The organism is Natribacillus halophilus (genome assembly GCF_900100185.1).
GTDB lineage: Bacteria > Bacillota > Bacilli > Bacillales > Marinococcaceae > Natribacillus > Natribacillus halophilus.
On the sequence record NZ_FNEN01000002.1, the window covers coordinates 298249 to 314262 of the forward strand.

The window sequence follows — 16014 nt, forward strand, 5'->3', positions numbered from 1 at the left end:
GAGATACCCTGCCTTTGGGGTATAACAACACGCTTCAAGTGTCATAAAGATCGGAGCGATCTCCGTTCCCTCGGATATCCGCGAATATATTTGGACTTTGACGGAACCGTGTATTCGCCGATCATCCTTAACTCGAAGAATAGCTGCTTACTCTTGTTTTGGTATTGGCCTTCGCTTTATCTTCTTCCATGCGTTCAAAGAACTCATCGTTCGTTTTCGTATCTTTGATGCGGCGAATGAAATGGTCGATGAATTCCGGGGAATCGTTCATCGTATTACGCATCGCCCATAAACTTTCAAGTTGACTCTTGGGCATGAGAAGTTCCTCTTTACGCGTACTGGAGCGCCTGATATCGATGGATGGGAAAATACGTCTTTCGGAGAGGCGACGGTCCAGGTGCAGCTCCATATTACCCGTGCCCTTAAATTCTTCATAAATGACATCGTCCATGCGGGAACCAGTATCTACAAGAGCTGTAGCCAAAATCGTCATGCTGCCGCCTTCCTCGATATTGCGTGCAGCGCCGAAGAAGCGTTTCGGACGGTGGAAAGCCGCGGGATCAATACCGCCGGACAGCGTTCGTCCGCTCGGCGGAATGACCAGGTTATACGCCCGCGCGAGCCGTGTGATGCTGTCCATTAAAATAACGACATCTTTCTTTTGTTCCACAAGCCGCATCGCCCGTTCCAACACGAGCTCGGTCACTTTGACATGATTTTCCGGCACTTCATCGAAGGTGGAATGAACGACCTCACCATCGACGGAACGCTCGATATCCGTTACTTCCTCGGGCCGCTCATCGATAAGCAGCATAATTAATTCCGACTGGGGATGGTTTTCCGTGATGCTGTTGGCCACTTGTTTGAGCAAAGATGTTTTACCCGCTTTCGGAGGCGCCACGATCAAACCACGCTGTCCGAAACCCACAGGGGTAATAATATCCATAATCCGGGCCGATAGCCGGCCGGGATTTGTTTCCAGCTGCATGCGTTCATTCGGAAACAACGGGGTTAAAGCCGGAAAATGCGGGCGCTCCTTCGCTGTGTCGGGTTCATCGCCATTGACCGCTGCCACTTGCAACAACCCGTGGTAACGCTCATTATCTTTAGGTTTGCGAACCTTTCCGGAAACCCGGTCGCCATTGCGCAAATCAAACCGGCGGATTTGTGAAGCTGAAATGTAAATATCCTGGGAACTCGGCAAATAATTAATCGGTCGCAAAAATCCATAACCTTCGGTTTGAATAATTTCAAGGACACCTTCCATGAACATGAGACCGTCCTGTTCCGCTTGTCCTTTTAAAATCGCGAAGATGAGCTCTTGCTTTGTCAACTTGCTATAATAAGATATTTTATACTCTTTCGCGAGCCGGTAAAGATCGCGCAACGTCTTATCTTCAAGCTCGGCAAGGGATAAACTCAATATTCATCACTACTTTCTATATTTTTACTAACACGGGCTTTATAAGGAATAAATGAGGAGAGGCAAATACAGCAGTCCATTTTTTGCTGAAGGAATCGAGGCAGTTCCCGTAAAGTTGGACGGTCTGTAAAGGTAAATTCAAGGTAACATATCACGGTGCTTAAAAAAACCACTCTGACAAAGTAAGACAAAAATAGAAGCGACTCATCATGATTTAAACACAAAGTCCGGTTTCTTATCGACATTATGCTTGCCGTCCACAAAGCGGACCGTGCCGGATTTTGCCCGCATAACGACCGATTGCGTCGATGCTTTTGTACTTTTATAATGGACCCCTTTGAGCAATTCGCCGTCCGTTATGCCCGTCGCGGCAAAAATACAGTCCTCGCCGCCGACGAGGTCATCCATTTTCAGAATTTTCCCTGTGTCTTCAATGCCCATCCGACGGCAACGCTCGGCTTCGGCTTCGTCTTTCGGGAGCAGACAGCCCTGAATGTCCCCGCCGAGACACTTTAAAGCTACCGCTGAAATCACGCCTTCCGGAGCGCCGCCGGCCCCGATTAACATATCCATGCCGGTTTCGTTAAACGCGGTATTAATAGCGGCCGCCACGTCGCCATCCTGTATCAGCTTGATGCGCGCACCGGCTGATCGGACTTCTTCGATAATGTCCCGATGACGTTCTCGGTTTAAGATGCTTACGACGAGGTCATCAACGTCTTTTCCGCGCGCTTTTGCCACAGCAGTGAGATTGTCCGTTACCGACTTATTTAAATCGATCGCCCCGACAGCTTCCGGACCGACGGCGATTTTATCCATATACATATCAGGTGCGTGTAACAATTCCCCGTTATCGGCGATCGCGATGACGGCCAGGGCATTCCATTGCCCGTTGGCAACGATATTCGTCCCTTCGACGGGATCGACGGCCACATCGACACGAGGGCCAAAACCCGTTCCGAGCTTTTCACCGATATAGAGCATCGGGGCTTCATCTTTTTCCCCTTCCCCAATAACGACGGTTCCTTTCATAGGAATCGTATCGAAGACATCGCGCATGGCGCTAGTCGCCGCATCATCCGCTTCCTCTTTCATACCGCGGCCCATCCATCTCGCAGCCGAAAGTGCGGCTGCTTCGGTGACACGTACGAGCTCCATCGATAAACTTCTTTCCATTTACCTCTCCCCCATTACGAACTTTTCAGTTGCTCCTGTTCTTCATCTGTCATTTCTTCTCGCCAAAGACGCGCGCCTAATCCGATGAGTTTGTCCTCAAAAGCTTCATATCCCCGATCAATGTGATGCACACCGGAAATTTCCGTTATTCCCTCGGCGAAGAGACCCGCGATCACGAGGGAAGCACCTGCCCGCAAATCGCTGGCTTTTACACGTGCCCCTTCCAATTTTATGCCGCCATTCACCATTGCGGAACGTCCTTCCACTTTTATATCAGCACCCATTCGCCGCAATTCATCAATATGCTTGAAACGTGCATTGTAGATCGTATCCGTGATAATGCTCGTGCCATTGGCTTTCGCCAGTAACGCGGTTGCCGGCTGTTGTAAGTCAGTGGGAAAGCCCGGATGCACAAGCGTTTTAATATCTACCCCTTTGAGATTCGTGTGGGAACGCACAACCATAGCATCATCTTTGGCTACGACTTCAACGCCCATTTCCTGTAATTTGGCCGTAAGCGATTCCAAATGATCGGGAATAATATTCTCGATCGTCACTTCTCTCCCCATCGTCGCAGCCGTAATCATGTATGTGCCCGCTTCGATGCGGTCGGGAATAATCGTATGGGCGCATCCCTGCAATTCTTCGATACCCTCGATGCGGATCACATCCGTTCCTGCTCCTTTGATGACCGCACCCATGCTGGATAGAATCGTCGCAACATCAATAATTTCCGGTTCTTTTGCTGCGTTTTCGATCACGGTTCGACCCTTTGCCCGCGCGGCCGCCAGCATGATATTAATCGTAGCCCCCACACTGACGACGTCAAGGTAAATTCTTGCTCCCCTAAGTTCATTAGCCCGTAAGTAAATCGATCCTTGCTCGTTGGAAACAAACGCTCCGAGCGCTTCAAATCCTTTAATATGCTGATCGATAGGTCGAGGGCCAAGATTGCAGCCACCGGGGAGACCGATCTCAGCTTCTTTAAACTTCCCCAGCATGGCTCCCATCATATAATAGGAAGCCCGCATTTTTTTCACATGACCGTTCGGCAATGGCATAGGGCTAATCTCGCGGGGATCAATGGTTATGGCTTCACCGTTCAGATCCACATCTGCCCCGATATACTGGAGCAGATCCGACAGAATTTCAACATCCGAGATCAACGGGAGGTTATCGACCGTAACCGGATAATCCGATAATATAGCAGCCGGTATTAAAGCAACCGCGCTGTTTTTTGCCCCGCTAATATGAACTTGACCGGACAGGGCATGCCCTCCCTCTACCATTAGCTTCTCCATCGCTGTGTCACTTCCTCGTCCACCTATTATTACTCAATCCTCAAATATTTCCAGTATAGACAATGCACCATTCTTGTAGACTTGCTTCGGCATTCAATCGCCTTTCGCTTTTTCCCAATCGGCAAGGAACGCATCGAGCCCTTTGTCGGTCAATGGGTGCTGGATGAGCTGGTGAATGATTTTCGGTGGAATCGTTGCAATGTTCGCTCCTTGTTTGGCCACTTCCGTCACATGCATGGGATGACGGACGGAGGCTGCGATAATCTGTGTATCAATGTTATGGACATTAAAAATATTTGCGATCTCACCGATAAGGCTGACGCCGCTATGACCAATGTCATCGAGGCGACCGATGAAAGGGGATACGTACGTAGCTCCCGCTCTGGCTGCCAAAAGGGCCTGAGCGCCTGAAAAGACCAGGGTCACATTCGTTTCGATGCCTTCTTCCTTAAAGGCTTTTACGGCTTTTAAGCCATCGAGCGTCATCGGCACCTTTACGGTAATATTCGGCGCAATCGCCGCCAGTTCTTTTCCTTCTTTATACATATCTTCAGCCTCGGTGGCAATCACTTCCGCACTGACAGACCCATTGACGATGGCCGTGATTTCCTGTAAACGCGACCTGAAGTCAACGCCTTCCTTGGCAACGAGACTCGGATTCGTCGTTACCCCGCTGAGAATGCCAAGATCATGGGCCAACCGAATGTCATCTATATTAACTGTATCAACAAAAAATTTCATAAGATCCCTCCTAAGTGAATGCTTTTATGTATTCATACGCCAGACTAACGTCATAACATCAGTGTCCCACCAGCTCAATTGTAACACATTTTGTCTATTTTTTTACTACTGTGTTTGGAAATTCATTCTCGAGCAGCCATGTGTTGATTCACTTTACGGAGCACCTCCCGGATATCAAACGGTTTGGAAAATACTTGACTCACCCCGAGTTCTTTCAAATCTCCGTATGTGTTCATTTCTTCATAAGCTGTCATGATCATGACCCTTGTCATGATATCTTCCGCGCGCATTTTCTTTAAGACTTCAACGCCGTTAATCCCCGGTATTTTTACGTCTAGCAGGATGAGGTCATACTTGGTTTTCCTCACGCTTTCGAGGGCGTCCCAACCATTTGCGGCTTCCTCGACCTGATACCCTTCTTCCTGTAAAACTTCTTTGAGCAATGTGCGAATGCCTTCCTTGTCATCAACGACCATTACTTTTCGCATAGGCCTCTCCTCATATGTGTAGGGTATACACAGAATCCTGTCGTCAGTTTATTGACCACACCTTTCACAAAATTTTTGTTACAGTGAGAGAAGAAGGGGATGATTCAATGTTAAAGAGTTATACGACCCAATTGCAACATGTTTTTACGACCATTCGTAACGAGGAAGAAACGATCGCCGACGGCGCGCGTCTTTTGGCACAAGCACTTGTGGGAAATGGAAACATCTATGTATGTGCAGGCAAGCCCTTTGCGTCACTTGCAGAAACGATCGTGCATAATCAAGATACACCTGGGCGCATCCATTTTATACCCTGGTATAAAAAAGAACAAGCAACCGCTGCCGATCGTTTGCTCGTCCTTACAGATGGATCGGAAACAGAGGAGGATACAAGCCAATTACAACAATTGCTGGAAGCTTATATTCCCCTCGTATTTTTGGGACCGGCCCATCCACGTCTCACTTTTGTCGAAGGCATGGAAGATCCCATCGTGATCACAACTCCTTCCTCTCCCATCGTTCCCGATTATGATGGAGACAGGCGCGGTTATCCTACAGAAATCGCGATCATATACGCGTATCAAGCGATTATATTTGAGATCCTGGATATGATTGATTGAATCATTCTTCCGGCAACGCCGCATGGATAAAGGTCCGGAAAAGCGGTTGCGGCCGTGTTGGCCTGGACACAAATTCCGGGTGGAACTGTGCAGCCACAAAAAAAGGGTGATCGTTTAATTCGATAATCTCCACGAGACGATTGTCGGGACTCTGCCCCGAAAGAATGAGCCCTGCCTGCTCAAATTCTTCCCGGTAGGCGTTGTTAAATTCATAACGATGCCGGTGGCGTTCATAGACAATTTCTTCGCTGTAAGCCGCTCTGGCCACCGAACCTTCTTTAAGCTTGCACGGATATAGACCGAGTCGAAGGGTGCCTCCCAAATCTTCGATCTCTTTTTGCTCCGGAAGTAAATCGATAATGGGATGCTCCGTATCCTGGATGAACTCTGCCGAGTCGGCATCCTCATACCCAAGCACGTTGCGGGCAAACTCGACGGAAGCGAGCTGCATACCGAGACAAATACCAAAAAACGGAATGTGATGCTCACGTGCATAGCGAATCGCGCTGATTTTTCCTTCGATGCCGCGATGTCCAAAACCGTAAGGGACAAGAATGCTGTCAACGTCTTTAAACTGATCGGCGGCATTATCGTCGGTAATATCCTCCGAGTTATACCAGCGGATATCCACGTCCGCGTCATACACATATCCGGCATGTTTAAGGGCTTCGGCAATGGAAAGATAAGCATCGGGCAAGGCCACATACTTGCCGACAATACCAATCGTTATCTTCCTGGAGAGATGACCGACCCTTTCCACAAGCGCCTTCCATTCCGTCATGTCCGCTTCCGGTTTCGGGGTTTCCAAATGCAAGTGTTCACAGGCGATCGCATCCAGGTTTTGTGCCTGTAAATCGAGGGTGACCTGATAAAGAATCTCCGCATCCCGGCATTCAATGACCGCGTCTTTGTCGATGTCACAAAAAAGGGCGATTTTTTCTTTCATATCAGCAGGCACAGATTGTTCCGTGCGGACAACGATCACATTCGGCTGTATGCCGAGGGAACGCAATTCTTTTACACTGTGCTGGGTCGGCTTCGATTTCATTTCCCCGGCCGCATTCAGAACGGGAATCAATGTGCAATGAAGATACATGACATTTTCCACACCAACATCGCTTTTGATCTGGCGGATAGCTTCCAGAAACGGCAAACTTTCGATGTCCCCGACCGTTCCGCCGATTTCCGTAATCACGACATCAACGTTCGATTCGCTCCCCGCGCGGTAGACACGGTCTTTAATCTCATCGGTTACGTGGGGGATGACCTGAACGGTTCCTCCGAGATAGTCTCCGCGCCGCTCCTTGCGAATGACGGTTGAATAAACTTTCCCCGTCGTCACATTGCTGTTTTGATTGAGATTAATATCGATAAAACGTTCATAATGGCCAAGATCCAGATCAGTTTCCGCGCCATCGTCCGTTACGAATACTTCCCCGTGCTGATAAGGACTCATCGTCCCCGGATCAATATTGATGTACGGGTCGAACTTTTGAATGGTGACGTTTAGGCCTCTATTTTTCAACAGCCTGCCGAGGGATGCTGCCGTAATCCCTTTGCCAAGGGAAGAGACAACGCCCCCGGTCACGAATATATATTTTACAGACATGCCAGATGCCATCTCCTTTACTGGCAGATAAGAAAGTATAACTTTCTTATCATGCATAAGTGCAACTAAGGCTTTCGCCAGGCTTGGCGATAAGCCAAGTTTTCTTTAAGGTGAGAAGTTAGAAGCCGTAAAACAAAAAAAGTGTGGCCGACCACCGACGGGGTGGGGCACACTTTTTAGTCTCTTAGTATACGGAACAAGCCCAAAAATTATTTTACCTACGCCGAAATTAAAAGTCAAGATTATAGACGTTTACCATCAGGGCATCGTCAAAGTTAATATAATCACTTATGTCCGGGCGTGTAGAGACGAAAAATACCAATTCCCTCCGTTTGAGGGATTACTTCGCGTTTCTTGTACCTCTCGGGGTAGTGCGAACTCCGTTTGAGGGATTACTTCGCGCTTCTGATCCCTCTCGGGGTAGTGTGATCACCGTCAGAGGGATTACTTCGCGCTTCTGATCCCTCTCGAAGAGGCAATACTTCCACTTGAGGGTTCACAGAGTGGAAAGACGGATGTTATTTCTGTTAATAAATTGTTGGACTTTGACTTTACCTTGCGTTTACCGTAAGATATCTCCAGGCGACAGATCTTTTACTTACGTTTTCCCACCACCCTTTTACGGTAAAAAATGTGTCCCGCCTATAGGCGGGACACATTTTTTAGGTATTAACCCTCGTCGTCTTCAGCTTCCTCGTTCTCAACGTCTTCATCACTGTCAAATCCGTCAAATTCATTGTTTTCGTTGCTTTCGGCGTCATCCTCGTTGGCAAGCGCGTCGAGTTCATCTTCGATATCTTCCAGGTCATCATCAGTGCCTTCCGTGTTGTCCTCACTCTCGGTGTTTTGCGTAGGTGCCTGTATGGTTCGACTCAAATCTTCTTCCGATTGGTCCACCGGATACCAGGCTTTGAGGCCCCAATGATTGGCACCCAAATGAACAAAGCTTCCGCCGATGTTCAGATCCGTGAACAGTTTGGCACGGCGATCATCAAGCTGATCGGTCTCAATTTCCTTGACCTGCGCAATTTTCGAAAACAAGTCTTTATAATGAACAGGTTCCCCTTTTTCTTTCAGTACTCTGTAAGCGAGCTCCACGGCCGACATTTCCTCTACCTGCTCGCGTTTAAGTTCACTCATCGTCACAGTGTCAGACACCCTTTCAAAAGAACGTTTTTTCTTAAAAACTGTCGGCATTAAGATGCATATCAACCATTATAAACATAATTTCACTGTTTATGCCATAAAAATGGCTAGATCTTTGCATCCGTTTTGGATAACAGCATATCAAGCTGCAAACGGGTGTATTCTTCCAATGTATAATGTTTCCTTAATGCCCACCGTCTAAACGTCCACATGTGGCCTTTCACTGTAATATTTTCAGCCATGAAGTGCGCGTATTCATCACTAACATGCAAAAAACCTTCATCCCGGCATTCATGAATCATTTTCCGTATATCGGCGGTCATACTCTCGTCTTTTTTTAAGACGTAACGCAATGACTCTTTCGGTAAGGATTTCGCCTCCTGGTACATGACGAGAACCTCATCCTGCATTTCATCCATCACTTGAAAAAGAACCGTCACCATGTGCCGGAACCGTTCAGCGGCAGGCAAGCTTTGGTCCAGCAAGCGGTTAAAACGGACCGTCACCTCATCATAAACGGCATCACAGACGAGATATAAGATATCCTCCTTGGCACCGATATATTCGTATAACGTGCCGACGCTAAAGCCTGATGAGCGGGCTATCTCCCGTGTAGTCGTACGGTGAAAGCCTTTTTCCTGAAAAAGCTTGACGGCGCTTCTCACCATTTGGTCGCGCCGTTTTTGAATCAATTGTTCATCCTTGACCATCGCGGGGACTTGTTTTTTGTCCATCGGTCACACTTCCTTATTCCGCTAATAACATTTATTCTACACTTGCAAAAGAACGGCATCTCCTTGACCGCCACCGCTGCAAATCGCCGCGATGCCGAGGCCGCCGCCGCGTCGTCGCAACTCGTGGGCAAGCGTCAGCAAAATGCGGTTGCCGCTGGCTCCAATCGGGTGTCCAAGGGCGACTGCGCCGCCGTTAACGTTGATTTTATCAGCATCCACGCCGGATAGCTGCTCCCCGAGAAGGGCGACGACCGCGAACGCTTCATTCATTTCAAACAAATCAATATCGCCACGGCGATAGCCGGTTTTTTGCAAAAGTTTATCGATGATAAGCCCCGGTGTCTGCGGGAAGCGTTCTGTTTCCACAGCGATCGCCGTGTGCCCGACGATCGTCGCCAACGGTTCAAGGTTATCGGCACGCGCCGCTTCCCGCTCCATAATGATTAAGGCACTGGCCCCATCGTTTACCCCCGGAGCATTGCCGGCTGTAATCGTCCCGTCTTTGTCAAAGGCCGGGGGCAGTTGCGCCAATGTCTCTGCAGATACGTTTTCGCGAATCGCTTCGTCCCGGTCGATGACGACGTCGTCACCGCGTTTTTGCGGAACCGTTACCGCAGCGATTTCATCTTGAAATCGTCCGCTCTCCGTCGCTTGCTGTGCACGTTCATGACTGCGCGCAGCCCATTCATCCTGGGCCTCGCGGCTGATATTAAACTCAAATGCATTGCGATTCCCGTAAACACCCATGTGCACGCCTTCAAAGGCACACGTCAAGCCATCATGGACCATGCCATCCACGAGCTTCGCATCCCCCATTTTCTGGCCAAAACGTAAACTCGGCAGAAAATGCGGTGCCTGGCTCATGGATTCCATCCCGCCGGCGGCGATCCGTTTGCCATCGCCGCTGCGGATGATTTGATCGGCAAGCGTCACACTCCGCATCCCGGAAGCGCACACTTTATTGATCGTTTCCGTTTTGACATCCCACGGAATGTCAGCGGCACGTGCGGCCTGCCTTGAAGGCAACTGACCCTGGCCGCCCTGGAGCACGTGGCCCATCACGACTTCATCTAGTTGGTTCGATTCCATTCCGGCACGCGTCATCGCTGCTTTTAAAACGTGACCGCCCAGATCCATCGCCGATAACGAAGCCAGCGCGCCGCCCATCTTGCCAAAAGGCGTTCTTGCCCCTGATACAATTACTGTTTCTGCCATTTTAATCCCCCCTGATTGAATTATGCGGATGCTTCCTTTAAACCTGTCCCGACAACGGAACGTTCGAGGATTTCCACAACGTCAAGCGTCTCGATATCATCTTCGAGCCCTTTATCTTTCGTACCGTCACTGAGCATCGTCAAGCAATAAGGACAGGCGCTGCCGATCATCGACGGATCCACTTCCAATGCCTGCTCGGTACGCGCGACATTGACCCTCTGGCCGGCTTCTTCTTCCATCCACATCAAGCCGCCTCCGGCACCGCAGCACATACCTTCTTCGCGATTCCGTGCCATTTCCACGACGTTAAGTCCGGGAACGGCGCGCAGGATTTCCCGCGGTGGATCATATACTTCATTATAACGCCCGAGATAGCAAGAATCGTGGTAAGTGATCGTCTCATTCACCTCATGGGTAGGCTGAATTTTTCCTTCCTCCAAAAGCTGCATAAGAAATTCCGTATGGTGATAGATTTCCACATCTTCCAAACCGAACTCCGGATATTCATTTTTAAAGAGATTGTACGCATGCGGGTCGATGGTGATAATACGTTTCACATCATTTTTGGCGAATTCCTCGATATTCTTGGTCGCAAGCTCCTGAAAAAGAAACTCATTGCCGATCCGTCTCGGTGTGTCCCCAGAATTTCTTTCCTTGTTGCCGAGGATGGCAAAGGAAATGCCTGCTTCGTTGAGCAATTTCGCAAACGACGCTGCGATTTTCTGGCTGCGCTTATCATAGGAGCCCATCGAACCGACGAAAAAGAGATAATCGAACGATTCGTCTTTTTTCTTCAAGTCCTTAACCGTTGGTACTTCGATATCTTCACGACTGTCTTTCCAGTTCTCCCGTTCTTTACGGTTAATGCCCCACGGGTTGCCCTGGCGCTCGATGTTCATCATCGCGCGCTGCGCATCCTGGTCCATTTTTCCTTCTGTTAGAACGAGATAGCGTCTCATATCAAGGATTTTATCGACATGCTCGTTCGCCACCGGACAGGCATCCTCGCAATTGCGGCACGTCGTGCAAGCCCATAGTTCTTCTTCGGTGATGACATCGCCGATCAGATTCATGCTGTGCACATCTTTCGTTGCGGCCACTTCATCATTCCCACCCTGGTCGGCCAGCTGGTTCCCTGTCGCATCACTAAACGCGTACGCGGGCATCCAGGGGGATTGCGAGGTGATCGCGGCGCCCTTTTCCGTCAAATGATCGCGCATCTTGATCAGCAAGTCCATCGGCGACAGCATCTTCCCGCTCCCGGTCGCCGGGCACACATTCGTACAACGCCCGCATTCCACACAGGCATACAAGTCCAATAACTGTTTCTGATCAAAATCTTCAATTTTGTTCTTGCCGAACTCTTCTTTTGTTTCATCTTCAAAATCAATCGATTCTAGTTTACCGGTCGGCTTCGTCGGTCCCACAAACACATTGGCCGGAGCCGCGATCAAGTGGGCGTGCTTCGATTGCGGAATATAGACGAGGAATGTAAGCAAAAACAGTAAATGTGCCCACCAGAAAACGTAGAATAACACACCGGCAGCGGTTGCTCCCAGCGGCTCAATCGCAAGGGCAATCACAGAAGAGGCCGGCTCATAAATACTCGCCGTGCTGCCTGCCAGCCAAACCGTTTCCGCTCCCTTTGCAGCCAGTTTAAACACCATGACCCCACTGAGGAGGATAAGGACAAGGCCGGCTTTCCAGCCGCGCTTCAAACGGACGATCTTCTCGATATACCGGCGATAAAACGCCCAGACGACACCGAAAAGAATGATGAGTACGACAATTTCCTGTGACAATGTAAAAAATGGATACAACGGGCCAAACGGCAAGCTTCCCCCCGTATTTAAACCCTTCCAAATGACATCAATCGCACTGAACTGAACGATGATAAACCCGTAGAAGAAAATCACGTGGATAATGCCACTTTTCTTATCCTTTAACAATTTCTTCTGGCCAAACACATTGACCAGCACTGCTTTCCACCGTTCCTTCAGAGAATAAATAAAATTCGGTTTATCGCCAAGGCGTATGAAATCAACCCTTGTTTTCACCGCTCTATAAAATAAAAACAGGGCATAGAGTGTCACCGCCAGGAAAGCGATTACATGTAACCAATAAAGGATGTCTCCCACTCTCAACTTCCCCTTTCCCATATGTTTATCTTTATGATTTGAGACAAGTATAACAAAAAACAGACTGAATATCCATTCATTTTTTCACTTCCGTGAAATATAGAAGGGACCTTAACAGCATAAAAATGTTCATGACAACAATAATAAAGGGCATATTAAAAAGGAGTACAAAAGAACGGAGGCAGCAGTTATGTTCATGACGATCCTGATCACGATCATCGTCGTTGTGCTGATCATCGCCATTTGGTTCATCATTGATTTTCGATATGGCCGCGAACGGCATCAACACCTTGCGTCGACAGCAAAAGTATTTCACCGCCGCCACGGGGAGGCCCAATTGCTCAAGGATGGCCGCAAGTATTTTCAATACTTGTTTGCCGATATCGAGCAGGCGCAAAACCATATTCATATGTCCACTTTTATTATCAAGGAACCAGGTATCGGCACGCAACTATTGGCGCTATTGGAACGGAAAGCACGAGACGGCATACAGGTGCGCCTGCTCGTGGACCGCTTTGGCAGCAGACTCGGTAAAGCTACGATCAAACGCATACAAGCTTCGGGCGTTTCTTTTGCCTATGCGCATAAGCCGGGATTTCCGTTTATCTTCTATAGCGGGAACCGTCGCTACCATCGTAAAATCACCGTTATCGACGGACAGATCGCCTATTGCGGAGGCTTTAATGTTGGGGATGAATACGTGGGAAAAGAACAAATGGGATACTGGCGGGATTACCATGTACGATTACAAAAAGAAGGTGTCGCCGATTTACAGGAAGTCTTTCTGGACGATTGGGCAGAAGCAGGCGGGACCGTTCCGAATAATATTTTGCCCGCAACCCGGGAGCAAGGATCAGAGCCATTGCAGTTATTCGCAACCGAAGGGCTTGGCCATGCTGACCACCTCGCTGAATGGTTCGAGTCGGCCGAGAATTATGTCCTTATTGCCAGCCCCTATTACGTTCCCGGCAATCTCATTCAGAGTGCGGTCGTCGACATGGGCAAACGGGGAGTACAAGTCGACATTTTGCTTCCACGAAAAGAAGATCACCCGCTTGTTAAGGACGGAGCCTATGCCTACTTTCGCAAACTATTGCAAGCTAATGTCAATATTTATGAGTACACTCCCGGGTTTTTCCACGGCAAAGCGATTATCATCGACGGAACATTCCTGAATATCGGTTCAGCGAAATTCGATAAGCGCAGCTTTTTCTTAAATGATGAGTTGGATCTTTTCTTTCATGAACCCGGACACATGATAGCCGACGCTGAAGCCATCGTGCGGGAAGATATGTCATCAGCCAAACAAATCACGATGCAGGACATTGAACAGCGCACATGGTTTGAAAAAGCGAAGACGAAAGTCGCTACGTGGATTTCGGATCTTTTGTGACGGTCGCACGAGTTAGGGCGCCATAAACCAACGTTGACGACCTAACGACTTCCGTCTTAACAAGTTAGGGCTCCAAAAATCAATGTTGACGACTTAACGACTCTCTCCTTAACGAGTTAGGGCGTCATAAACCAATTCACAGCTACAGGAGATCACTCATTTTTAACCGTTTGCTGACACTGTTTTCCACATAATCAAGTAGCGCTTTAAAGCACTTGACTGAAATCGCTTCCAATGATAATCTTTGAACACGATAAACTGATTAGATCTTACCCTATCCAGCGCCCGGATAGGTTCTAGGGTTATGTTATCAGCCAGTTTACTGCCCAGTGCAAAAGATCGTGCACGAAAGAGTAGACTGGTTTTTTTAGGCTGAATTCTGGGGAGGTGTTCAGTGCAGGGACATACAATTAAAACTTGCTGAATACAATGTGTTGATTTATAATTATACATTATTAATTTTTTATAATAGGGGGAATAATAGCATGAGAAAAACATCGATGATGAAGTTCCTTGGGGTCATCACAACGGCTTTACTTGTATCCGCTTGCAACGGAGACGAAGATGCCGGTGAAAACGGAGATGACGGCGAAGATGTGGAAGACTTGTTCGTGACCATTGCTGCCGGTGGGACGGAAGGCGTTTATTATCAGATTGCCGGCGCCATGTCCAATATCTATGAAGACGAAGGGATCGATACATCTGTCCAGGCGACAGGAGCTTCGGTTGAAAACATTAACCTGTTGCAAAGCGATCAGGCAGAGCTTGCCATTGTGATGGCCGATGCCACCGAGCAAGCGTAAGAAGGCTTCGGCCCATTCGAGGATGAAGAGCCCATGGATAACCTGGTCGGCATCGGCGGTTTATATCCGAATGTTGTTCAAATCATTACAACGGAGGGGTCAGGCATTGAAACGTTTTCCGACCTTGAAGGCGCAGATGTAGCTATCGGCGATGCCAATTCCGGTGTAGAATTAAACGCGCGTATGATGTTCGAAGCTCATGACATGAGCTATGACGATATCAATGAAGATTATTTGGATTATGGGGAAGCGATCGACCAAATCCGTAACGGCGTCATCGATGCCGCGTTCGTCACCAGTGGCCTTCCCAACCCGGCGGCTATGGATTTGAGCAGCACCAATGATGTCACTGTTGTCGAAGTCGAAGACGACGGCATGGAGTATTTGGAGGAAAACTATGAATCTTTCCTTGAACACGAAGTTCCGGCCGATACGTATGACAATGATGAAGACATTCAGACAGCTGCCATCACGAATCAATTAATCCCTAATCCCGATCTATCCGACGAAGAAGTCTATGAACTCACCCGTGCATTCTATGAAAACCTGGATGATATTCACGCCTCCCACGATGCTGCTGAAGATATTGACATTGAAGACGTCGAAGAAGGATTAAACGTGCCTATGCATCCGGGAGCTGAACAGTACTTCGAAGAAGAAGGCGTTCTCGACGAATAAAAAGAAAGCGAGGGGGATGAGGGGGCGGTATGTCCGCTCCCTCATGTTCTTTATGAAAAAAATAATAATCGGAACGCTTACGCTTGTTATCCTTATTTTCGCTTTCTGGTATTTTCTTCCGCAACAAACGTACCTCACCTTCTCTTCCCAGCGTACGGATGAAGTTGTTTTACAAAAACCGGTCGAAGCAGGCGATGAAGTGGAAATCGGCTGGATTCACTCCGTCGAACACACACCATGGATCGAAACGTTTCGGATCAACGAAGAAGACCACTTGATCTTGACCGAAACACGGTTTAAATCGTATGGCGCTGGCACACCGGAGGACACAGACGGTACATTAAGGGTGGAAGACGGATTTATGATCATCACGGATTTACACGAAACGTTTGAGGCCTACCATTGGTTTCATTCCTATAACGTGGATTACACCATCTCGATTAATGACCGGACAACCATTGAAACCACCGCGCTTCCCGATCAGACACCGATGGAAATGAAAGTGGAAAGGGAGGTGCCGTTCGTATCTAGCTTCTTCTGACAGAAAGG

13 protein-coding genes and 1 pseudogene are annotated in these 16014 nt (G+C 48.5%); 4 read left to right on the forward strand and 10 right to left on the reverse strand.

The annotated features are described in order from the left end of the window. Positions 1-127: 127 nt before the first annotated feature. The 5 genes from rho to BLS58_RS03790 all read right to left on the reverse strand — a co-directional run bounded on the left by rho (position 128) and on the right by BLS58_RS03790 (position 5129). Positions 128-1423, reverse strand: a complete 1296-nt coding sequence (gene rho / locus BLS58_RS03770; protein ID WP_090396218.1) for a transcription termination factor Rho — start codon at positions 1421-1423, stop codon at positions 128-130. A gap of 207 nt (positions 1424-1630) precedes the next feature. Next, the gene (gene glpX, locus BLS58_RS03775) at positions 1631-2599 is read right to left on the reverse strand and encodes a class II fructose-bisphosphatase (protein ID WP_090396219.1); all 969 of its coding nucleotides are present in this window, start codon (positions 2597-2599) and stop codon (positions 1631-1633) included. Between the two features lie 14 nt (positions 2600-2613). After that, positions 2614-3900 (reverse strand): UDP-N-acetylglucosamine 1-carboxyvinyltransferase, encoded by a 1287-nt coding sequence (locus tag BLS58_RS03780; protein ID WP_090396220.1) that lies wholly within the window; start codon positions 3898-3900, stop codon positions 2614-2616. 93 nt (positions 3901-3993) lie between these two features. Beyond that, positions 3994-4641, reverse strand: a complete 648-nt coding sequence (fsa, locus tag BLS58_RS03785; protein WP_090396221.1) for a fructose-6-phosphate aldolase — start codon at positions 4639-4641, stop codon at positions 3994-3996. A gap of 122 nt (positions 4642-4763) precedes the next feature. Then, positions 4764-5129, reverse strand: coding sequence for a response regulator (locus BLS58_RS03790; protein ID WP_090396222.1), 366 nt, complete (start codon positions 5127-5129; stop codon positions 4764-4766). 107 nt (positions 5130-5236) lie between these two features. Here BLS58_RS03790 and BLS58_RS03795 point away from each other — a divergent pair, with 107 nt between their 5' ends. Next, a complete protein-coding gene (locus BLS58_RS03795; RefSeq protein ID WP_176764589.1) occupies positions 5237-5749 on the forward strand; it encodes a DUF2529 family protein in 513 nt (170 codons plus the stop codon). 1 nt (position 5750) lies between these two features. Here BLS58_RS03795 and BLS58_RS03800 read toward each other — a convergent pair whose 3' ends face one another. From BLS58_RS03800 to BLS58_RS03820, 5 genes are all read right to left on the reverse strand, one after another. Next, positions 5751-7358: a CTP synthase gene (locus BLS58_RS03800; RefSeq protein ID WP_090396224.1), complete on the reverse strand. Its 1608-nt coding sequence runs from the start codon at positions 7356-7358 to the stop codon at positions 5751-5753. Positions 7359-8027: 669 nt separating this feature from the next. Next, positions 8028-8498, reverse strand: a complete 471-nt coding sequence (rpoE, locus tag BLS58_RS03805; protein WP_245723049.1) for a DNA-directed RNA polymerase subunit delta — start codon at positions 8496-8498, stop codon at positions 8028-8030. Between the two features lie 113 nt (positions 8499-8611). Beyond that, positions 8612-9238 (reverse strand): TetR/AcrR family transcriptional regulator, encoded by a 627-nt coding sequence (locus tag BLS58_RS03810; RefSeq protein ID WP_090396226.1) that lies wholly within the window; start codon positions 9236-9238, stop codon positions 8612-8614. Between the two features lie 36 nt (positions 9239-9274). After that, on the reverse strand, positions 9275-10453 hold the full coding sequence (locus tag BLS58_RS03815) for an acetyl-CoA C-acetyltransferase (protein WP_090396227.1): 1179 nt from the start codon (positions 10451-10453) through the stop codon (positions 9275-9277). Positions 10454-10473: 20 nt separating this feature from the next. Beyond that, positions 10474-12591, reverse strand: coding sequence for a heterodisulfide reductase-related iron-sulfur binding cluster (locus BLS58_RS03820; protein ID WP_245723042.1), 2118 nt, complete (start codon positions 12589-12591; stop codon positions 10474-10476). Between the two features lie 190 nt (positions 12592-12781). Here BLS58_RS03820 and BLS58_RS03825 point away from each other — a divergent pair, with 190 nt between their 5' ends. The 3 genes and pseudogenes from BLS58_RS03825 (at position 12782) to BLS58_RS03835 (ending at position 16006) form a co-directional block, all read left to right on the forward strand. Beyond that, complete coding sequence (locus BLS58_RS03825; protein ID WP_090396229.1) at positions 12782-13984, forward strand: phospholipase D-like domain-containing protein; 1203 nt, start codon at positions 12782-12784, stop codon at positions 13982-13984. 503 nt (positions 13985-14487) lie between these two features. Continuing rightward, positions 14488-15465: pseudogene (locus tag BLS58_RS03830) on the forward strand (TAXI family TRAP transporter solute-binding subunit). Positions 15466-15481: 16 nt separating this feature from the next. Next, positions 15482-16006 (forward strand): DUF1850 domain-containing protein, encoded by a 525-nt coding sequence (locus BLS58_RS03835; protein WP_090396230.1) that lies wholly within the window; start codon positions 15482-15484, stop codon positions 16004-16006. The last annotated feature ends 8 nt before the right edge of the window (positions 16007-16014 follow it).